Origin of the sequence: Miniimonas arenae (assembly GCF_006351005.1) — a bacterium.
Classification (GTDB): domain Bacteria; phylum Actinomycetota; class Actinomycetes; order Actinomycetales; family Beutenbergiaceae; genus Miniimonas; species Miniimonas arenae.
Genome location: NZ_VENP01000016.1, coordinates 18,085 through 37,845, shown reverse-complemented (window position 1 = coordinate 37,845; position 19,761 = coordinate 18,085). Strand labels below are relative to the sequence as shown.

Sequence of the window (19,761 nt, the reverse complement as noted above, 5' to 3'; positions counted from 1 at the left end):
GCGCCGGGCCTGCTCAGGTGATCCGGAAACCCTCGGCGCCGGTCACCGGCACGTCCTGCACGTGGACGCCGCCCACGCGGGCGTGCCGCGGTCCGTGCCGGAGCCAGTCGACCATCGTGCCGACCGCCTCCGCGGGCCCTTCGACCTCGCACTCGACGGTGTCGTCGGGCAGGTTGCGCACCCACCCGGCGACGCCGAGTCGCGCCGCCTGCTCTTGCGCGGAGTAGCGGAACCCCACGCCCTGCACGAGGCCCGACACCACGGCGCGCACCCGGATCATCCGCCCATGATGCCGCCGCCTCGGCCGCCCCGCACACCCCCGCGCGGGCGTCCCTCGTCGGAGCGCGCTGCCTACGATGGGCGGCACCACCCGGAGAACGAGTGAACGACGAGGTCCGATGAGCGACGCAGCGCCGTCCGCGCAGATCGGAGCGCGCCTGCGCAGCGTGCGGCAGGCCTCGGGTCGTTCGCTCGCCTCCGTCGCGCAGGCGATGGGGATCTCCTCCAGCGCGCTCTCGCAGATCGAGACCGGGGCGATGCAGCCGTCCGTGAACCGACTGGTCGAGCTGGTCGGCGTGCTCGGCGTCCCGGTGTCGACGATCTTCGACGGCCACGAGCCCTTCGCCCCGCACTTCGAGGGGGAGGCGGGCGCGGTGAACGAGCCGGTGGAGGGCGTGCTCGTCGCGCGGCCCGACGTCACCGACGCTGCCCACCTCGGTCAGGGGGTGACCTACCGCCGCCTCTCACCGGCCGCGCTGCCCGGCGTCGACTGGTTCGAGTCGACCTACCCGGCCGGCTCGTCGTCGTCCGTCGACGGCGCGATGCTCGTCCACGCCGGCTACGAGTCGGGACACGTGCTGCGCGGTGAGCTCACGTTCGAGTTCACCGAGGGGTCCGTGACGCTGCAGGCCGGCGGCTCCCTGTCGTTCGCGGCCACGCGGCCGCACCGCGTGGTGAACACCTCCGACGACGTCGCCGTCGCTGTGTGGCTCACCCTCACGTCGTTCGACGTGAGCGGGACGCACGACGGCGAGCACCCGGCCTGAGCGCCTCGACGCACCTCGGGCGGGGGTGAGCTCGCGCCGGCCGATCGGCGCAGGCCGCTCCGCGTGTCTCTGGCCTCGGCGCCCGGGATGCGCCACGGTAGGCCGGTGACCTCGACGCTGAGCTTCCGGAGCTGGGACACGCTGCGCCCCGGACCCCGCCTCATCGTCCTGGGCGGAGTGCACGGCGACGAGACGTGCGGCACCCGGGCCCTCGAGGCGCTCGAGGCCGAGATCGACGCAGGGGCTCTCGTGCTCGAGCGTGGGGTCCTCACCCTCGTGCCGCGTGCCAACCCGCTCGCGTGCGCGCAGGGCACCCGAGCGGGCGAGCGCAACCTCAACCGGTCCTTCGTGCCCCGCCCGGCCGAGGCTCGGCAGGACTACGAGGACCACGTCGTGGCCGCGCTGGCGCCGGTCCTCGCAGCCCACGACGTGCTGCTCGACCTGCACTCGGCGACCTCCGACACCGTGCCCTTCGTGATGATCGAGCTCGCCGAGCCGGACGGCGTCCCCTTCCGTCACGCCGAGCACGAGGCCGCCCTCGCGGGAGCGCTCGGCCTGGACGTGGTGGTCGAGGGCTGGCAGGACGTCTACGAGGCTCGGCTCGAGGAGCACGCCGAGCGCGCCGGGGTCCCGGTCACCCCCGAGGACCGGGCGGTGGGGACGGGGACGAACGAGTACCTGCGCGAGCGGGGCGGATGGGCGCTCACCGTCGAGTGCGGCGGACACGACGACCCGGAGGCCTTTGCCGTCGCGCTCACCGTGACGCGCCGCGCGCTCGCGCACCTCGGACTGGTCGCGGCGCCCCAGGGGCCGCATGCCACGGCGCCTGCAGCGCCCGGCGCGGCGCCGCGCGTGCTGCGCACCGCTGTGGTGGTGGACAAGGAGGACCCGGCCGACCGATTCGTGCGACCGTGGCAGCCGTTCGAGCCGGTCCGCACCGGCGACCTCATCGGGGTGCGCGCCGACGGCACCGAGGTTCGCGCGAGCGTCGACGGCGCGATCATGTTCCCCGACGACGACGCCGACCCCGGCGAGGAGTGGTTCTACCTCGCGGTCACCAGCGATCGACCGCTCGGCTGAGCAGTCGGTCGGCCGGCGAGCTCAGCGGTCTGTCGCGCATCCGACGGTGGATACAGCGATCTGTCGCGGGTCGGTGCCCCGAACCGGCACGGATCGCTGGCATCGCGGGGGCTGCCGGCACGGATCGCTGGCATCGCGGGGGCTGCCGGCACAGATCGCTGGCACGGCGCGGGCGATCGGTACGGATCGCTGGCATGGCGCGGGTTGCCGGCACGGTCGCGCCGCTCGCCAGGGCCAGCGGTCATGCCGTCCCCCCCGTGGACAGCGGGAGCCGTCCGTGGAACGGCGCGGACCCTCGCTCAGGCGGCCGACGCGGAGGTGCCCGCACCGCCGGGGGCGGGCTCGCAGTCGGGCACCTAGGCGTCGGGAAGCTCGTAGGTCGTGACCTCGAAGCGCCGCAGCTCGTGCGAGCCGAAGACCGTGGTCATCGCGACGTCCGCGGCGTCGCGGCCGTAGGCGATCTCGATCCGGCCGATCCGAGGTTCGTTGTGCCGCGCGTCGAAGGCGTACCAGCGTCCGCCGAGGTACACGTGGAACCAGGCCGAGAAGTCCATCGGGTCCGGCAGCGGCTCGATGCCGATGTCGCCGAGGTAGCCGTTGACGTAGCGCGCGGGGATGTTGAGGCAGCGGCACAGGGTGACGGCGAGGTGCGCGAAGTCTCGGCACACCCCCGTGCCCTCGCGGAACGCTTCGAGCGCCGTGCGGGTGGGACGCGCGTTGGCGTAGTCGAACCGGATGCGCTCGTGCACGGCGTCGACCACCGCCTGCACGCGCGCCCAGCCGGGCGGGACCGAGCCGAAGGTCTGCCACGCGTAGTCCATGAGCTCGGAGTCGACCTCGCAGTACCGGCTCGGCAGGAGGAACTGGAGCACCTCGACGGGGAGCTCGTGCAGGGGGTGCTGCTCGGCGTCGGGCACGACGGGGTCGGGCTCGCCGGAGTAGTAGGCGACCGTGTCGAGGGAGAGCTCGACGAGGTCGACGCCCTCGGGGATCGCCACCCGGACGGCGCGATTGCCGAACGGGTCGGAGTAGGCCTCGGAGACGAGCTCCGGCGAGATCGACAGGTGCTCGAGAGCACGCAGGTCACGCTGGAACTCGGGCCGGACGAGGAGGTTCGCGACGAGCATCGTGGGGCTGGACACGGCCAGGTGGATGTCGAAGCCGATGCGCTGCAGCACGGGTGCCTCCGAGGGTCGGGTCTCCCATGATGCGGCCCGCCCCGCCGCCGGCGCTACGCCCGGAAGGATGGCGGTGTGCGGCGCGGTGCGGCGCGGTGCGGCGCGGTGGCGCCGAGGGCCCGCCTCAGTACTGCGCGGCCAGCCGCTCCAGGCAGTCCAGCCAGCCCTCGCGCAGGTCCGCCAGCGCAGCCGGCCGAGCGCGGTGCGCCACGTGCACCTGCGTCTCGCCGACCCCGAGCGCGAACGACACGGTCACCGTGTCCGCCTCGGTCTGGTCCTCGTCCGTCTCCCACCACCACGTGAGCACTATCAGGTCCTCGTCGACGTCGAGGAACTCCCCGCGTGCGCCGAACCCGCCCTCGGCGGTCGCGATCCGCCACGAGCGCCCGACGGCGGGCGCGAAGTCGTACGTCGTGTCGCCGAACATGGGCCACCACCAGGAGGCCATGCCCTCGCTCGTCCACGCCGCCCGCACGGAGGCGAGGGGAGCGGCGACGGCGACGATCATCTCGGCGACGTCGCTGCCGGTCGCGTCGCTGCCGGGCGCGCCGCCAGGCACGTCGCCGGTGCCGTCGCTGCCCTCGTGCGCCATGGCCGCACGGTAGACCTCAGACGGCGCCCTGTCGCCGTGTCGCAGGTGCGGCGTACGGTCGGCCCATGATGGAGATCAGCGAGCAGGGGTGGCCCGAACCGGCGCTCAACGGCAGCGAGGAGGACACGCTGCTCGGCTCGCTGGAGCGTCAGCGCGCCACGTTCATCTGGAAGGCCTCCGGTGTCGACGCCGCGGGTATGCGCATGCGTGTCGGGGCCTCGGAGCTGACGCTCGCCTCGCTCGTCAAGCACCTCGCATTCGTCGAGGACGAGAAGATCGCCACGTTCCTCACCGGCGAGTACGGCGGGCCGTGGGACTGGTACGCGATCCGCGAGGACCGTTCCATCCCCTGGCGGATCACGGACGAGGACACCCCCGAGTCGCTGATCGCACTGTGGCAGGGCGCCGTGCTGCGGTCCCGTGCCGCCTACGCGCAGGTGCTGGCCGACGGCGGACCCGCCGCGCTCACCCGGGTCGAGTGGGACGAGGACGTCAGCGTCCGTCGGCTGCTGGCCGACGTCATCGAGGAGTACGCGCGGCACACGGGGCACGCCGACCTCATCCGCGAGGCGGTCGACGGTGTGGTGGGCGAGGACCCGCCGGACGGCGCGCCGCCCGCGGCCTACCCGCCGCTGCGCTGAGCCGGCCGGCCTGGAGGCGCAGGGGGAGTGGTGAAGTGAGCGGCTACGTGAGCGTGCTGGACCTGTTCTCGATCGGGATCGGACCGTCCTCCTCGCACACCGTCGGGCCGATGCGCGCGGCCCGCGCCTTCGTCGCGCGGATCGCGGCCGCGGACCGGCTCGAGGAGGTCGAGCGCGTCCAGGTCGTCCTGTGCGGGTCCCTCGGCGCGACCGGGGAGGGGCACGGCACGCCGGACGCCGTCGTCGCCGGCCTGCGTGGGCTGGACCCGGAGACCTGCGACTGCGACGACGTGCCGCGCGGCTGGGAGAAGCTCGGCGACGGCGTCGACGTGCTGCTGCTGGGCCGGCGCGCGGTGCGGATGACCAGCGCCGACGTCCGGCTCGCCCCGCTCACGCGAATGCCCGGCCACTCGAACGGCATGCGGTTCGTGGCGCTCGACGCCGCCGGCGAGGTGGTCCTCGAGGAGGTCGCGTACTCGATCGGCGGCGGGTTCGTCGTGACGGAGGCCGAGCTGCTCGGGGTGACCGAGGCGCAGGCGAGCCCGACGGCGGAGGGTGCGTTCGCCGTCGTGCCCCACCCCTTCGCCACGGCCGCCGACCTGCTGGCCACGTGCGAGCGGGAGGGGCTCGACATCGCCGAGGTGGCCTACGCCAACGAGTGCGCGCTGCGGCCGGCCGAGACGGTCGACGCCGGGCTGGACCGGATCTGGCAGGCGATGAGCGACTGCGTCGACGCAGGGCTCGAGCGGCAGGGCGTGCTGCCCGGCCGGCTGCACGTGCGGCGTCGCGCGCGGGCGCAGCGCGAGCGGCTCGAGGCGCTCGAACGCACGGACGCCGCCACGGGCCGGCCGATCCTGGACCGCGGGATCGAGTGGCTGCAGGCGTTCGCGATGGCCGTGAACGAGGAGAACGCCGACGGGCGGCGGGTGGTCACGGCGCCCACGAACGGGGCGGCCGGCATCATCCCGGCGGTGGGGCGCCACCACCTGCGGCTGTCGGGGCTCGACGGCGAGGCCCGCCGTCGAGCGATGCGCCGGTTCCTGCTCACGGCCGGCGCGGTCGGGTCGCTGTACAAGCGCAACGCGTCGATCTCGGGCGCCGAGGCCGGGTGTCAGGGCGAGGTCGGGTCGGCCGGCTCGATGGCGGCGGGTGCGTTCGCGGCGCTGCAGGGCGCGGACGTGCGGCAGGTCGAGAACGCCGCCGAGATCGCGATGGAGCACTCGCTCGGGCTGACCTGCGACCCGGTCGGTGGTCTGGTGCAGGTGCCGTGCATCGAGCGGAACGCGATCGCCGCGTGCACGGCGGTGTCGGCCGCGCGGCTCGCGATCCAGGGCGACGGTCTGCACGTGGTGTCGCTCGACGCCGTCATCGAGACCATGCGGCAGACCGGCCTGGACATGTCGACGAAGTACAAGGAGACGTCGACGGGCGGGCTGGCGGTGAACGTGGTGGAGTGCTGACGGTGAGGCACCTCGACGACGCCGAGCGACGCCGTCGCCTCGTGGTGCGGCACGCGCACCGCGGTGACGCGCACTCCCCGCACGAGGCGGCGCTCGCCGTCGTCGCCCTGCACTCCACCGACCCGGTGGCGATGACGCTCGCCGTCGCAGCCCGCACCGGAGCGGCGACGTCCGAGCCGCTGGACCGGGCGCTCTACCGCGACCGGACGCTCGTGCGGCTGCTCGCGATGCGGCGCACGGTGTTCGCCGTCCCTGTCGACGAGGTGCCGGACGTCCTCGGCGCGACCCGGGCGATGGCCGCCAACCAGCGCCGGGTCACGGTCAAGCTGCTCCGCGACGGCGGCATCGAGGGCGACGTCGAGGACGTCCTCGCGCGCGCCGAACGGGCCGCGCTGGACTTCGTGGCCCAGGCCGGGGAGTTCACGAGCGCCGACCTCGCAGCCGCCGACCCGATCCTCGCCACGCGGTTCACCCTCGTCCCCGCGGGCGCCGGTGCGAGCCAGTCCGTCGCGAGCCGCCTCCTCACGATGCTCTCGGCGGACGGGACGGTGCTGCGCGCGTCCGTCGTCGGTGACTGGACCTCGGTGCGGTTCCGCTGGGCCGGGCGCGCGCACTGGCTGCCCGAACTGCCCCCGGTGCCGGACGCCGCGACGGCGAGCTCCGCCGTCGCGCGCCGGTGGTTGGCCCGGTACGGGCCGGCGACGCCCGCGGACCTGCAGTGGTGGACCGGCTGGACCAAGGGCGTGACCACGGCGGCGCTCGCGGGCGTGGGAACCGAGAGCGTCGAGACCGAAGGCGGGCCGGCACTCGTGCTCGAGGGCGACGCCGAGCCCACGCCCGACGTCGAGCCGACCGTCGCGCTCCTGCCCGGCCTCGATCCGTCCGCCATGGGCTGGCGCGAGCGTGGCTTCCACCTCGGCGACCTCGGCCCGCGAGTCTTCGACACCGTGGGCAACGCGGGCCCGACCGTCTGGGTCGACGGGCGCGTCGTGGGCGGCTGGGCGGTGCGCGACGACGGCACCGTCGGCCTCGACCTCGCGCTGCCGCGCGCGCTCGGCCGCGAGCACCACGAGCTGCTCGGGGCGCGGGTCGCCGCGCTCGAGACGTTCCTCGCCGGCACGGTGGTGAAGCCGCGGGCACGCCGATGGACGACGGCGGAGCGCGCCTCGCGCGGTGAGGCCGCGGCGGGTGCGGGCTAGGGGGGCGAGACGGCCGAGCGGACCTCGTCGAGGATGAGCTGCATCGCGGCGCGGGCCGCGGCCGGGTCGCCCCGGAAGACGGCCTGGGCGACCGCCTCGTGTCCGTCGAGCGCCTCGGGCTGCGGCTGCGCCGGCATGAGGCCCTGGTCGGTGCGGCCCGACAGCACGACGGCGACGAGGTCGCTCAGCGCCGCGAAGAGCTCGTTCCCGCTCGAGCGCAGGATCAGACGGTGGAACTCGATGTCGTGCTGCAGGAACTCCTGCAGGTCCCCGGCCTCGCCCGTGCGGCGCATCTCGGCCGCGAGCGGGAGCAGGCGCGCGCGGGTGTGCACCGACGCGTGCCGCGCCGCGCCCTCGGCGGCCTCGGGCTCGACGACGAGGCGCAGCTGGGTGAGCGAGCGCAGCTGGTCCGCACGCCGGGTCGAGCGCAGTCGCCAGTCGATGAGCTTCGGGTCGAGCACGCTCCACCGCTCGACCGGCTGGGGCAGCATCCCGTGCCGGCGTCGCGTGAGGACGAGTCCCATGACCTCGAGCTGACGCGCGACCTCGCGCGCCACGGTGCGGGACACCCCGAACCGGGTCTGCACGTCCTCGAGGGTGCGTGCCTCGCCGACGGGCCACTCCCCGTCGATCACCTCGATGCCGAGCGTGCGCGCGCACTCCTCGTGCAGCCGCACGGGTTCTGGTGTCCCCGTTCCTGCGTCGACCACTCCAGCCTCCCCGCCGTGACGTCGTGCGACTGAGCGTACGCGTCAGCCATCAGGGATGCGGTTCGAGAAGTGAGTTGTGATCTGACTCTTGATTCGTACTCCGATTGGGCTCTATGGTCATCCCACGAGCGCAGAGGTGCGCTCCTGAACAGAGGGTCGATGATGACGCACACACATCTGGTGATCATGGGAGTGGCCGGTTCGGGCAAGACGACCGTGTTGCACCGGCTCGGCGAGCTGCTGGACTGGTCGGTCGCCGAGGGCGACGCGTTCCACCCCGAGGCGAACGTGGCGAAGATGAGCGAGGGCACCCCGCTCACGGACGAGGACCGCTGGCCCTGGCTGGACCGGATCGTGACCTGGACCGCCGTCGAGGACGCCGCAGGCCGGGACACGCTCGTGACCTGCTCGGCGCTGCGCCGCGCCTACCGCGACCGGCTGCGCCAGGCCCCGGGCCGCACGATCTTTGCGCATCTCGCCGGCACGACCGGGCTCATCGAGGAGCGGATGACCGCGCGCACGGACCACTTCATGCCCACGACTCTGCTGCCCTCGCAGTTCGCGACGCTCGAGCCCCTGCAGGACGACGAGGACGGGATCGTCGTGGACGTGCTCGGCACGCCCGAGGACGTCGCCCGCGAGATCGTCCGGCGGCTGCGGCTCGAGCCCGTCACTGCCTGACCGCACTGCCTGACCGCACTGCCTGACCGCACTGCCTGACTCACCGCCTGACGCACGGCCCGCACCACTCGTCGTACCCCGCACCACCCCGCACTGCACCCCACCCCTGATGCACCACCGACACCGGAGTCACCCATGACCACTCAGCTCGTCCTGGCGGCCCTTGCGGGCATCGCCGTGATCGTCGCCCTCATCGTCTGGCTCAAGGTCCATCCGTTCCTCTCGCTGATGGCGGGCGCGGGCGTGATGGCGATCGCCGCCGGCATGCCGTACACCGAGCTCTTCACGAGCTTCACCACCGGGTTCGGCACGACGGTGGCGGGCGTCGGCCTGCTGATCGTGCTCGGCTCGATCGTGGGAACGCTGCTCATCTCCTCGGGCGGCGCCGACGTCATCGTCGACACCATCCTGGACAAGACGCCCCTGCAACGCCTGCCGTGGGCGATGGCGCTCATCGCGTTCGTCGTCGGCATCCCGCTGTTCTTCGAGGTCGGCGTCGTCATCCTCATCCCCGTCGTGATGTACGCGGCGCGCCGCGCCAACCTCCCCGTGATCCTGCTCGGCATCCCCGCCCTCGCCGGCCTCTCGGCGCTGCACGGTCTCGTGCCGCCGCACCCCGGTCCGCTCATCGCGATCGACGCGCTCGGCGCGAACCTCGGCCTCACGCTCGGCCTCGGCCTCATCGTCGCGATCCCCTGCGTGGTCATCGCGGGCCCGCTCCTGGCCAAGGTGCAGGCGAAGTGGGTTCCGATCCCGGCCCGCGAGCTGCTCGGCTCGGACGAGAACACCCGTCAGTCGGACCGCCGCCCGTCGTTCGGCGCCGCGATCCTCGTCGTCCTGCTCCCCGTGATCCTCATGCTCGCCCGCACGGTCGTCGAGATGGCCGGACAGGAGGAGGGCCAGATCGGCCGCGCCGTCGTCTTCCTCGGCACGCCGCTCATCGCGCTGCTCATCACCGTGGTCACGGCGATGTTCCTCATGGGCTTCAACGTCGGTCGGTCGCGCGCCGAGGTCGGCTCGCTCGTCGGCTCCGCCCTGCCCCCCATCGCCGGCATCCTGCTCATCGTGGCCGCCGGCGGCGGATTCAAGCAGACTCTCGTCGACTCCGGCATCGCCGACGCCATCGCGTCCGGCATCGCCCAGGCGGCCATCCCACCGCTGCTGGCCGGCTGGATCGTGGCCGTGCTGATCCGCCTCGCCACCGGTTCGGCGACCGTCGCCACCATCACGGCCGGCGGCATCATGGCGCCGCTCGCCGCGGGTCTCTCGCCGAGCCACACCGCCCTGCTGGTCCTCGCCATCGGCGCGGGCTCGGTGTTCCTCAGCCACGTCAACGACGCCGGCTTCTGGATGGTGAAGGAGTACTTCGGCATGACCGTGGGTCAGACCTTCAAGACCTGGTCGCTCATGGAGACCGTGCTGTCCGTGACCGGTCTGGCGTGCGTCCTCCTGCTCGGGCTCGTCGTGTAGCGATGGGCTCGTCAGGCGCCGTGGACCTCGCCCGCCACGTCCGGCCCGCCCACCCCGCCGGCCTCGACCCGCGGCAGCCCCGCGACGTACGCCGCGATCGCGGGCCGGACCGGGGCGGGCGGGTCGGAGACGAAGCTCGCGAGCATGAGGCCGTCGATGAGCGCGAGGAGCCCCGCCGCAGCCGTCGTGGGGTCGGCGGCTCCGATCTGGCTGAGCAGCGTCTCGACCGCAGCGACGACGGCCGCCTGGATCGGAGACTCGGCGAGCAGGTCGAGCAGCTCCGGGTCCCCGCGCAGGTCGATGAGCAGCACGAGACGCGCCAGCTGGTCGGTGCCGTGCTCGGCGAGCAGCAGCTCGACGGCCGACGTCAGCGCGGCCACGGCCTCCGGCTCGGTGCTCACGGAGGAGGCCTCCCCGAGCGGCAGCGCGTCGAGCCGCGCCGCCAGTCGTTCGACGGCGAGCGCCACGAGCTCCCGCCGCGACCGCGCGTAGTACGAGGTGGTGCCGGGCGGGAACGCGAGCGCCGCGTCGACGTTGCGGTGGGTGAGAGCGTGCAGGCCGGAGGACGCGATGATCGTGAGGCCGGTCTGGCCGATCCGCTCGCGACGACCGCTCGGGCGACGGGGCACGGGGGCAGCCTAGGGGTACGCCGCCCCCGGTCGCCTGCGTCTTCCCCGCCCGTTCGGGCGAGACTCGTGGCCGGGACGGCCCCGACCGCCCGCCGAGGCTGCGTAGCCTTCACCCGTGAGGACATCGCACGTGGGCGGGGTGACGGTGCTGACCGGCGCCGGCATCTCCACCTCCGTCGGCATCCCGGACTTCCGGGGACCGGACGGGGTGTGGACGCGCGACCCGACGGCGGAGCGACTGCTGGACATCGACGCCTACGTCGCCGAGGTCGACGTCCGCACAGCGGGCTGGGCCTCCTGGGCGAGCCACCCCGCCTGGCGCGCGACGCCGTCGCCGGCCCACCGCGCCCTGCTGGCGCTCGAGGGCGCGAACGCGCTGCGCGGGGTCGTGACGCAGAACTTCGACGGGCTGCACCAGCTCGCCGGCACGGCGAGCGATCTCGTCGCGGAGGTGCACGGCAGCCTGCGCACGACGTCGTGCCTCGCCTGTGGCGCGACGCAGGAGACTCCCGAGGTGCTCGCCCGGCTCGGCCAGGACCCCGACCCGCACTGCCCGTGCGGCGGCGTGCTCAAGGTCGACGTCGTCTACTTCGGCGAGATGCTGCCGGGCGGGACGTTCGAGCGGGCGGTCGGCGCGACGCGCGCGTGCGACGTCTTCGTCGCGGTGGGCAGCACCCTCACCGTCCAGCCCGTGGCGATCCTCGCGGTGGAGGCGGTGCGCTCGGGGGCGCGGCTCGTCGTCGTGAACCGCGACCCGACCCCCTACGACCCGCTGGCCGCCGACGTGCGCCGCGGACCGATCGACGTCGAGCTCCCGCGGCTCGTCCAGGAGCTGCTGGACCAGGTGTAGCCAGGTACGACCCCCCGCCGACCCCCTGCGGTCGGCCGACTCGAGGAGAGACATGCAGCTGGGAATGATCGGTCTGGGCCGGATGGGCGCCAACCTCGTGCGCCGCCTCATGCGCGCCGGGCACGAGTGCGTGGTGTGGGACGTCAACGCGGACGCGATCGCGGCGCTCGCGGCCGAGGGTGCGGTGGCGGCCACCAGCCTCGAGGACCTCGCCGCGCGGCTGACCGGACCCCGGAACATCTGGGTCATGGTGCCCGCCGGGTACGTGCAGTCCACGGTCGACGGCCTCGCCGAGGTGCTCTCGCCCGACGACGCCGTCATCGACGGTGGCAACTCCTACTACCGCGACGACATCGCGCGTGCGGCCCAGCTGCGCGAGAAGGGGATCCACTACGTCGACTGCGGCACGTCCGGCGGCGTGTGGGGCCTCGACCGCGGCTACTGCCTCATGATCGGCGGCGAGGACGAGGTCGTCGCGCGGCTCGACCCGATCTGGCGCACCATCGCGCCGGGTGCGGGCGACGCCGAGCCCACGCCCGGGCGCCACCCCGGTGGCACCGCGCAGGAGGGGTACCTGCACTGCGGGCCCAACGGCGCCGGCCACTTCGTGAAGATGGTGCACAACGGCATCGAGTACGGCGTGATGGCCGCGATCGCCGAGGGCCTGTCGATCATCCGGCACGCCGACGCCGGGCTGCACACGCAGGAGATCGACGCCGAGACCACGCCCCTGCGCGACCCGCAGTTCTACCAGTACGAGATCGACATCGCCGAGGTCGCCGAGGTGTGGCGGCGCGGGTCGGTCATCGGCTCGTGGCTCATGGACCTCACGGCTGCGGCGCTCGCCGCCGACCCCGACCTGTCCTCGTTCGGCGGCCGGGTGTCCGACTCAGGCGAGGGCCGGTGGACGGTGATCGCCGCCGTCGAGGAGGGCGTGCCGGCCAACGTCATCCAGGCCGCGCTCAACGCGCGGTTCTCCTCGCGCGACCTCAACGAGTTCCAGGACAAGGTGCAGTCCGCGCAGCGCAGCCAGTTCGGCGGCCACGCCGAGAAGCCGATCGTCGAGGGCGGGGCGGCGGACGCGGCGGCCACCGCGCCCTGACGTCCGGTCCTTCGCAGCGGGCGACGCCGTACGCGAACCTCGCGTACGCCGTCGTGCGTATGGGCGAGGCGCACCCGGGCGACGGCGTACGCGAACCTCGCGTACGCCGTCGTGCGTATGGGCGAGGCGCGGCTAGCGCTGCGCGGCGCTGCCGTGCTGCACGGGGTTGGTGAAGAGCGTCTCGGTCTTCTCCAGCTCCATCCCCTTGGTCTCGGGGATGCGGGCCCACACGTAGAAGAAGGACAGCGCGGCGAACACCGCGTACATGCCGTAGGTGATCGGCAGCGACCACGCCGACATCGGCGGGAACGTCACGGTGATGAGGAAGTTGGCGATCCACTGGGCCGCGGCGGCCACGCCGAGCGCCTTCGCGCGGATCCGACTGGGGAAGATCTCGCCGAGCAGCACCCACACGAGCGGGCCCCACGACGCCCCGAACCCGATCACGAAGAGGTTCGCCGAGATCAGCGCGATGGTGCCCCAGGGGTCGTCGAGCGTCACGTTGTCGCCCGTCCCGGTCGCCGACATGAAGCACAGCGCCATGGCGCCGAGCGAGACGGTCATGATCGCGGAGCCGGTGAGCAGGATGGGCTTGCGGCCGACCCGGTCGACGAGCCAGATGGCCACGAGCGTGACCAGCACGTTGGTCACCGACGTGAACACGCTGATCGTGAGGGAGTCGTCCTCGGTGAACCCCACCGACTTCCACAGGCTCGTGGAGTAGTAGAAGATCACGTTGATCCCCACGAACTGCTGGAAGACCGACAGGATGATGCCGACCCAGACGATCTTCTGCAGGCCGAGCACCGGACCCTTGAGCGAGACGTTCGCGTTCCTGCGGTCCGTCTCGATCGCGGTGGTGAGCTCGCGCATCGTCTGGGGCAGATCGACCTCGGGCACCAGTCGGGCGAAGATCTCCCGCGCTTCCTCGGTGCGGCCCTTGGCGATGAGGTAGCGCGGCGACTCCGGCAGCGTGAAGGCGAGGATGCCGTACACCGCAGCCGGGATGACGCCGACGAGGAACATCCACCGCCACGCCTCGAGGCCGAGCCAGAGGTCGTCCGAGGCGCTGCCTGCCTGGAACGCCAGCAGCGCGTCGCTGAGGAGGGCCACGAAGATGCCGAGCGTGATCGCGAGCTGCTGGAGCGAGGCGAGGGCGCCGCGCACCTGACGCGGCGCGATCTCGGCGATGTACGCCGGTGCGACGACCGACGCGATGCCGATGCCGATGCCGCCGAGGATGCGCCACAGCAGCAGGTCCGGCACGCTGAACGTGAGGCCGGCCCCGATCGAGCTGATGAGGAACACCGCGGCGCCGAGCATCATGACCCTGAGGCGGCCCCAGCGGTCCGACAGCTGGCCGGCGACCATGGCGCCGACGGCGCAGCCGAGCAGCGCGACGGCGACGACGAAGCCCGTCAGCGTGTCGTTGATCTCGAAGTTGGCGGAGATCGAGTCGACGGCGCCGTTGATCACCGAGGAGTCGAACCCGAACAGGAACCCGCCGACGGCGGCGGCGACCGACAGGCCGATCGCGCGGCGCCCGTACGGGCTCTTCATCGAGAACGTGTTCTCGGGAATGGAGTCGTCGATCCGTGCGTCGTCGCTGGCCACGTACGCACAGTAGGCCCGGCGGGGCGTCGAGCGGCAGGGGGGCGTGGGTACGTCAGACGAAAGTCGCTGTCAGGTGCGGGTCAATCGTCGGTCAGTCGTGGGTCACAGGGGGGTCAGGAGCGCGTCAGCGCTGGTCACGCGCGTCAGCGACAGGTCACTCGCGCGGCGCGGCGGGTGGCGCACCCGTGCTGGCGCGGACCACGAGGGTGGCGGGGATGAGGTGGGCGCGTGGCTCGAGCGCCTCGTGGTCGCGGATCTGTCGCATGAGCAGCGCCACCAGGGTGCGCCCCGTCTCGGCGAAGTTCTGGTGCACCGTGGTCAGGGGCGGCCAGAGGTACTCGGCCATCGGGATGTCGTCGAAGCCGGCCACCGAGAGGTCTTGCGGCACCCGCAGCCCCGCCTCGTGCACGGCCCGCAGGAGGCCGCCGGCCATCTCGTCGTTGGCGCAGTACACCGCCGTGGCGCCCGCGGCGATGATCGCCCGTCCGGCCGCGTAGCCCGACGCCATCGTCCAGTCGCCCACGACGGGCTCGGGCACGGGCGCACCGCGCGCGAGCAGCGCCTCGCGCCAGGCGTCCGCGCGCTGGTTGCCGGGCCCGGAGTCCAGCGGGCCGCGCACGTGGTGCACCGTGCGGTGCCCGAGGTCGAGCAGGTGGTCGACCACCAGGGTCGAGCCCGCCGCCTGGTCGATCCCGACCGAGGGCAGGTGACCCACGAAGCGGGAGTCCGCGACCACGACGGGGAAGCCGGGCGCGAGCGCGAGCGTCTCGGGCGTCGCGTCCTCGGCGCGGATGATGACGAGGCCGTCGATGGCCTGGTGCTCGAGCCGTACGGCGGCGGCGGTGACCTCGCTCGTCGTCGCCTGCTCGAGGTCGACGAGGTTGACGGTGTAGCCCTCGGCTCGGGCCGCCGCGACCACCGCCTCGACCGTGCGGGACTCACCCGTGCGGGACAGCCGGTGCGCGATGAGTCCGATCGTCGTGAAGGAGCCCGACCGCAGCGCACGCGCCGCCCGGTTCGGGGTGTAGCCCAGCTCCGTCATCGCCAGCTGGACCTTGTCCCGCGTGGCGGGGCGCACGGCGTCGGACCCGTTGGCCACTCGCGAGACTGTCTGCTGCGAGACGCCCGCGCGCCGGGCGACGTCCCCGATCGAGGGCGCCGAGGAGCCGCGCCGGACCGGCGTCGGCCGCGCGGTCGGCTGCTCGCTCATGGCCCGGACCCTACCCGAGCAGGCCCGCCTCGGCGTCCCGACGATCCGCGTCGTTTCGCCGACGGTGACGTCGCCATCGGACGAAGCGCGTCCGCCGCGGCGGTGCGCACGGCCGAGGCGACGGCGTCGAGCGTGGCGGTCCGCAGCGACCACTGCTGCCAGAACAGGGTGACGTCGATCGCGGGGGAGGGTGCGCCGTCGGGCGTCGTGAGCACGACGGCGTCGGCCGCCGTCCAGGTGGGCACCTGCAGCTCGGGCACCATGCCCCAGCCGTAGCCGAGCCGGACGGCGGTGACGAACTCGGCGGACGCGGGCACGACGTGGCTCGGCGGCGCGGACCGCACGCCCCAGTCCTCGAGCAGGCGGTGCTGCAGGCGGTCGCGATCGTCGAAGACGACGACGGGCGCGACGGCGAGCGACGCCGTCGTGAGTCCCTCGGGGAAGTGCCGGCGCGCGAACGCGGGCGAGGCCATCGGGAGGTAGCGCATCGCGCCGAGCGGGGTGACGGTGCAGCCCTGGACGGGCGTGCTCACGGACGTCACGGCCGCGGTGGCGTCACCCGTGCGCAGGACCTCGGCGGTGTGGTCCTGGTCCTCGCGCACGAAGACGAGATCGACGTCGGCGGAGAGGGGGGCGAGGGCCGGGAGCACCCAGGTGGCGAGCGAGTCGGCGTTGACGGCGAGGCGGAGGGTCGGGCGCGAGGTGGTGCCGCCGACGGGTCCTGCGGCGCCGGCGTCCTGTGCCGCGAGCTCCGCGTCCGCGGCGAGCAGGTCGACCTGCCGGGCGAACCGGAGCACCGGCTCGCCCTGGGCGGTCACCCGCACCGGTCGGGTGCGCCGCAGCAGCACCGCACCCACGGTGCGCTCGAGCGCCTTGAGGCGCTGGCTGACCGCCGACGGCGTCACGGAAAGTGCTCGCGCGGCGGCCTCGAGGCTGCCGTGGTCGACGACGGCCGCGAGGGCGCGCAGCTGGGGCAGGTCCCAGTCGGGGGCGCGGTGCTGAGTGACCGCACCTGGGTCCGTGGACATCCGGCCATCGTAAGCGCTGCTAAGGAAACCGAAGAAACATTCGTTGGACTGTCTTGATGGCTGCTCGTAGCGTCGCAGCGTGACCACTGTGCTTGCCGGCCTGCTCTTCGGATGGGGCCTCATCGTCGCCATCGGCGCCCAGAACGCGTTCGTCCTGCGGCAGGGGGTGGCGCGCTCCCACGTCGGGGTCGTCGTCGCCGTCTGCGCGGTGAGCGACCTCGTGCTCATCGGGATCGGCGCCGCCGGGCTGGGGCGCGTGATCGCGGCGCACGACGGCGTGCTCACCGTGGTCACGGTCCTCGGCGCCGCGGTGCTGCTCTGGTACGGGTGGCTTGCCGCGCGGCGGGCCTGGCGGCCGGCTGTGCACGGGCTCGAGCTGGGGGCGGCCGAGGGCGACGGCTCGTCGCCGGGTGCGGGTGACGGCGGTCGCGGTGCCGCGCTGGACTCGGGACCCGGAGTCGGTGCCGGCAGTGGTTCTGCGGTTCCTGGTTCCGCCGCTCCTGAGTCCGCCGCTCCTTCCGCGGTCACCGGCTCCACGGTCACTGGCTCCGCCGTCGCCGCGGTGGCTGCCGTTCCTCTCACGCCTTCGGGGCCTGCCGCCGCGCGGCCCGCCCGCTCCAGCCTGCGCGTCGCGGTCCTGACGGCGCTCGCGCTCACGTGGCTGAACCCGCACGTGTACCTCGACACGGTGGTGCTGCTCGGCTCGGTGTCGGCGAGCTACGCGCAGCCGTGGCTGTTCGCCGTCGGGGCGGGGATCGGGAGCATCACGTGGTTCACCGCGCTGGGATACGGCGCCGGCCTGCTCGCCCCGGTGTTCGCGCGACCGTCCGCGTGGCGCGTGCTCGACACCGTGATCGCCGTCGTGATGGTCGCGGTCGCGGCGAGCCTGCTGGCCGGGCTGCGCTGACTGGTCGGCGTCGTCGGCCAGGTCGGCCACGGTCTGGGTGGACGTGGCGGTGGCGGTCTCCACGTGGGGCGCGCCGGACGGGCGTGTGCCGCGTGTGGGGTGGACGTGGCGGTGGCGGTCTCCACCTGGGGCGCGCGGTCGGCGGGGTCCGCAGCCGCACAGCTGCAGCCGCGGACCCCGCCACGGGCGGTCAGCCCTGTGGGCCACCCCCGCCGCCGAAGCCGCCCCCGCCGGACGGCGGGCCGCCCTGGAAGCCACCGCCCTGCTGCTGCGAGTCGCCGGAGAGGCCGGTGAGACCGGAGGAGGTGGAGTCCTCGTCACCGGTGTCGATGGCCTGAGTGAGGTCGGCGAGCACCACCTCGTCGCCGGCCGTCAGCCCGTCGGTGATCTCGGTGAGTTCCGCGCCGACGGCGCCGACCGTCACCTCGCGCGACGTCACCTCGCCGCCCTCGAGCACGTCGACGGTGGTCGTCGAGCCGGACACGTGCACCGCGGACGTCGGCGCCGTGAGCACCCCGGTGCGCTGCGCCACGTCGACGTCGAGGTCCGCGGTCGCGCCCTCGAGCAGCCCGCTCGTCGGGTCGGTGACCGCGAGCACCACGGTGAACTGCGGCGTCGTAGTCTCGGACACGTCGGTCACCCCGATGCTCGCGACGTGTGCGGCCACGACGGCGTCGCTCCCGCCCACGCTCCCGCTCGCGGTCTGGCCCACGGCGAGCTGCTTGACGTCGGACAGGTCCAACGTCGACGTCACGACGTAGCCGCCGTCGCCGAGCACCGTGACGACCGCAGTCGTCGAGGACGCCGTCACCTCGTCGCCCACGGCGAGCGCGACCTGCGCGACCGTGCCGTCGATCGGGCTCGTGAGCGTGCCCGACGCCGCGGCGGCCTCGGCGATCGCGAGGTCGGCCTGGGCGACGTCGACCGCGGCCTGGTCGGCGAGGATCCGCTGGGCCGTGACCTCGACGCCGGACGAGCCGGTGCTGCCCGTGGCACCGGCCGTGCCACTGCCCGTCCCGCCCGTGGTGGCGGCGCCACCCGTGCCTCCGGTCGCACCGGAGGCGCCCGTGCCGCCCGTCGACGGAGCGCTCCCGGTGGTCGAACCGCCGGACATGCCGCCCGACGTCGAGCCACCCGTGCCGCCCGTGCCCCCGGTCTGGCCGCCGGTCCCGTTCGTCGGCTGGTCGGTCGGCTGAGAGGGCTGGCCGGTGGGCTGAGTCGTGGGCTCGGTGGTCGGCTCAGCGGTGGGCTCGTCTGTCGGCTCAGAGGTCGGCTCGGTGGTCGGGTCGTCCGTGCCGGCCGCCTCGTCGGCCGCCTTTGCGGCGTCGACCGCGTCGTTCAGCGTGGCCACGGCGGTGTCGAGCTCGCTCGCGCGATCCAGCAGCGCCTGCTGCTCGGTCGCGACCGTCGCCTGGTCCGCGAGCGACAGCGTCACGGCGCCCTGGCACGCGACCAGCGCGGCCTGCAGTGCGGCGAGGTCGGCGCCCGGGTCCTCGCCCGAGCCGTCGTAGGTGGCCGCGAGGAAGGGCGCGCACGTGTCGGTCGACGTCTTCCCCGAGCCCGTCGCCGCGGCCAGCGCCGCGTTCACGGTGTCGTACTGCGCGAGCAGCGCGTCCTGCGCGACGGTCACGTCGGCGCGCGCGGCGTCGACCGCCGCCCACGCCGCCTCGACGTCACTGGATGTGCCGCTCGAGCTGTCGTCGTCGCCCGAGGTGTCGGCAACCGCCTCGGCCACCGTGAGCACGGTCACCACGAGCGGCCGGAGCAGCCCGGTCACCACGAGTGCGCCGCCGGACCCGCCGGACGTCCCGCTCGAACCACCCGATCCGCCCGAGGACGTGATCGAGCTGACGGTGTCGCCTGCGGTCTGCGCCTCGAGGTCGGAGGACAGCGTCTCCTGCGCGGTGGCGAGCGCGTCCTGCGCGTCGGCCACGGCGTCGGCCAGCTCGTCCGCGTCCAGCGTCGCGAGCTGCTGTCCGGCTGTGACCGTGTCGCCTAGGGCGACGTCGACGCTCGCGACGGTGCCCGCCGTCGAGAACGCCGCGTCCGCGCGGTCGACCGACGTGAGCGTGCCGGTGGCCGCGATGCTCTGGCTCACGTCGGCGGTGCTCGCCTCGGCCGTGCGGTAGTGCTCGGCCGGCCGTACGGTCAGCGCGACGGCGCCGCCCGCCACCGCGAGCGCCACGGCCGTGCCGGCGGCGATCGTCACGACGCGCCTGCGGCGCCGGGCCCGACGGCGAGCGGTCGCCGTGGTCGTCGGCCTCGCCGTGGGCGCGGCCACCGTCCCCGTGGTGCCCGTCCCTGTGGCGGCTGCCGCCTCCGGGCCCGTCGTCTCGGAGGTGAGCCCGGACGTCCCCGACGTCC

The 19,761-nt window shown here is 73.8% G+C and carries 19 protein-coding genes; 10 read left to right on the top strand and 9 right to left on the bottom strand.

Annotation, left to right across the window (positions count from 1 at the left end):
• Positions 1 to 13: 13 nt before the first annotated feature.
• Entirely contained in the window at positions 14 to 280 is a 267-nt protein-coding gene (locus FH969_RS06075; protein ID WP_108718759.1) for an acylphosphatase, read from the bottom strand.
• A gap of 118 nt (positions 281 to 398) precedes the next feature.
• On the opposite strand from FH969_RS06075, the gene FH969_RS06070 reads away from it, so the two are divergent.
• Together FH969_RS06070 and FH969_RS06065 are read left to right on the top strand one after the other, a co-directional pair.
• Positions 399 to 1,046: a helix-turn-helix domain-containing protein gene (locus FH969_RS06070; RefSeq protein WP_159096474.1), complete on the top strand. Its 648-nt coding sequence runs from the start codon at positions 399 to 401 to the stop codon at positions 1,044 to 1,046.
• Between the two features lie 105 nt (positions 1,047 to 1,151).
• Positions 1,152 to 2,126 (top strand): succinylglutamate desuccinylase/aspartoacylase family protein, encoded by a 975-nt coding sequence (locus tag FH969_RS06065; RefSeq protein ID WP_218975270.1) that lies wholly within the window; start codon positions 1,152 to 1,154, stop codon positions 2,124 to 2,126.
• A gap of 356 nt (positions 2,127 to 2,482) precedes the next feature.
• Here FH969_RS06065 and FH969_RS06060 read toward each other — a convergent pair whose 3' ends face one another.
• Positions 2,483 to 3,304 carry a transglutaminase-like domain-containing protein gene (locus tag FH969_RS06060; protein WP_108718762.1) on the bottom strand — a complete coding sequence of 274 codons (822 nt, stop codon included), beginning with the start codon at positions 3,302 to 3,304 and terminating at the stop codon, positions 2,483 to 2,485.
• 124 nt (positions 3,305 to 3,428) lie between these two features.
• On the bottom strand, positions 3,429 to 3,896 hold the full coding sequence (locus FH969_RS06055; RefSeq protein ID WP_108718763.1) for an SRPBCC family protein: 468 nt from the start codon (positions 3,894 to 3,896) through the stop codon (positions 3,429 to 3,431).
• A gap of 65 nt (positions 3,897 to 3,961) precedes the next feature.
• Here FH969_RS06055 and FH969_RS06050 point away from each other — a divergent pair, with 65 nt between their 5' ends.
• The 3 genes from FH969_RS06050 to FH969_RS06040 are packed head-to-tail and all read left to right on the top strand — an operon-like array spanning position 3,962 to position 7,196.
• On the top strand, positions 3,962 to 4,537 hold the full coding sequence (locus tag FH969_RS06050; RefSeq protein WP_108718764.1) for a mycothiol transferase: 576 nt from the start codon (positions 3,962 to 3,964) through the stop codon (positions 4,535 to 4,537).
• A 35-nt stretch (positions 4,538 to 4,572) separates the two neighbouring features.
• A complete protein-coding gene (locus tag FH969_RS06045; RefSeq protein WP_139986486.1) occupies positions 4,573 to 5,997 on the top strand; it encodes an L-serine ammonia-lyase in 1,425 nt (474 codons plus the stop codon).
• A 2-nt stretch (positions 5,998 to 5,999) separates the two neighbouring features.
• Positions 6,000 to 7,196, top strand: a complete 1,197-nt coding sequence (locus tag FH969_RS06040; protein WP_180359691.1) for a winged helix DNA-binding domain-containing protein — start codon at positions 6,000 to 6,002, stop codon at positions 7,194 to 7,196.
• Here FH969_RS06040 and FH969_RS06035 read toward each other — a convergent pair.
• A complete protein-coding gene (locus tag FH969_RS06035) occupies positions 7,193 to 7,906 on the bottom strand; it encodes a FadR/GntR family transcriptional regulator (RefSeq protein WP_246071736.1) in 714 nt (237 codons plus the stop codon). The two genes, FH969_RS06040 and FH969_RS06035, sit on opposite strands and share 4 nt — an antisense overlap.
• Before the next feature lie 162 nt (positions 7,907 to 8,068).
• On the opposite strand from FH969_RS06035, the gene FH969_RS06030 reads away from it, so the two are divergent.
• Both FH969_RS06030 and FH969_RS06025 read left to right on the top strand, forming a co-directional pair.
• The gene (locus tag FH969_RS06030; RefSeq protein ID WP_234417444.1) at positions 8,069 to 8,587 is read left to right on the top strand and encodes a gluconokinase; all 519 of its coding nucleotides are present in this window, start codon (positions 8,069 to 8,071) and stop codon (positions 8,585 to 8,587) included.
• A 135-nt stretch (positions 8,588 to 8,722) separates the two neighbouring features.
• Positions 8,723 to 10,057, top strand: coding sequence for a GntP family permease (locus FH969_RS06025; protein WP_108718769.1), 1,335 nt, complete (start codon positions 8,723 to 8,725; stop codon positions 10,055 to 10,057).
• Between the two features lie 11 nt (positions 10,058 to 10,068).
• On the opposite strand, the gene FH969_RS06020 is transcribed toward FH969_RS06025, so the two are convergent.
• Entirely contained in the window at positions 10,069 to 10,686 is a 618-nt protein-coding gene (locus tag FH969_RS06020; protein ID WP_139986484.1) for a TetR/AcrR family transcriptional regulator, read from the bottom strand.
• Positions 10,687 to 10,801: 115 nt separating this feature from the next.
• Between FH969_RS06020 and FH969_RS06015 the strand changes: the two genes are divergently transcribed.
• Complete coding sequence (locus FH969_RS06015) at positions 10,802 to 11,536, top strand: SIR2 family NAD-dependent protein deacylase (protein ID WP_246071735.1); 735 nt, start codon at positions 10,802 to 10,804, stop codon at positions 11,534 to 11,536.
• A 52-nt stretch (positions 11,537 to 11,588) separates the two neighbouring features.
• Positions 11,589 to 12,638: a phosphogluconate dehydrogenase (NAD(+)-dependent, decarboxylating) gene (gnd, locus tag FH969_RS06010; protein ID WP_108718771.1), complete on the top strand. Its 1,050-nt coding sequence runs from the start codon at positions 11,589 to 11,591 to the stop codon at positions 12,636 to 12,638.
• Positions 12,639 to 12,770: 132 nt separating this feature from the next.
• On the opposite strand, the gene FH969_RS06005 is transcribed toward gnd, so the two are convergent.
• The 3 genes from FH969_RS06005 to FH969_RS05995 form a co-directional block, all read right to left on the bottom strand.
• Entirely contained in the window at positions 12,771 to 14,198 is a 1,428-nt protein-coding gene (locus FH969_RS06005) for a sugar porter family MFS transporter (RefSeq protein ID WP_139986496.1), read from the bottom strand.
• A gap of 208 nt (positions 14,199 to 14,406) precedes the next feature.
• The gene (locus FH969_RS06000; protein WP_108718772.1) at positions 14,407 to 15,462 is read right to left on the bottom strand and encodes a LacI family DNA-binding transcriptional regulator; all 1,056 of its coding nucleotides are present in this window, start codon (positions 15,460 to 15,462) and stop codon (positions 14,407 to 14,409) included.
• A complete protein-coding gene (locus FH969_RS05995) occupies positions 15,459 to 16,490 on the bottom strand; it encodes a LysR family transcriptional regulator ArgP (RefSeq protein WP_108718773.1) in 1,032 nt (343 codons plus the stop codon). Before FH969_RS05995 ends, FH969_RS06000 begins: the two co-directional genes overlap by 4 nt.
• A gap of 79 nt (positions 16,491 to 16,569) precedes the next feature.
• Here FH969_RS05995 and FH969_RS05990 point away from each other — a divergent pair, with 79 nt between their 5' ends.
• On the top strand, positions 16,570 to 17,397 hold the full coding sequence (locus FH969_RS05990; RefSeq protein WP_139986483.1) for a LysE/ArgO family amino acid transporter: 828 nt from the start codon (positions 16,570 to 16,572) through the stop codon (positions 17,395 to 17,397).
• Between the two features lie 190 nt (positions 17,398 to 17,587).
• On the opposite strand, the gene FH969_RS05985 is transcribed toward FH969_RS05990, so the two are convergent.
• Positions 17,588 to 19,606, bottom strand: coding sequence for an efflux RND transporter periplasmic adaptor subunit (locus FH969_RS05985; protein ID WP_180359690.1), 2,019 nt, complete (start codon positions 19,604 to 19,606; stop codon positions 17,588 to 17,590).
• Positions 19,607 to 19,761 lie beyond the last annotated feature (155 nt).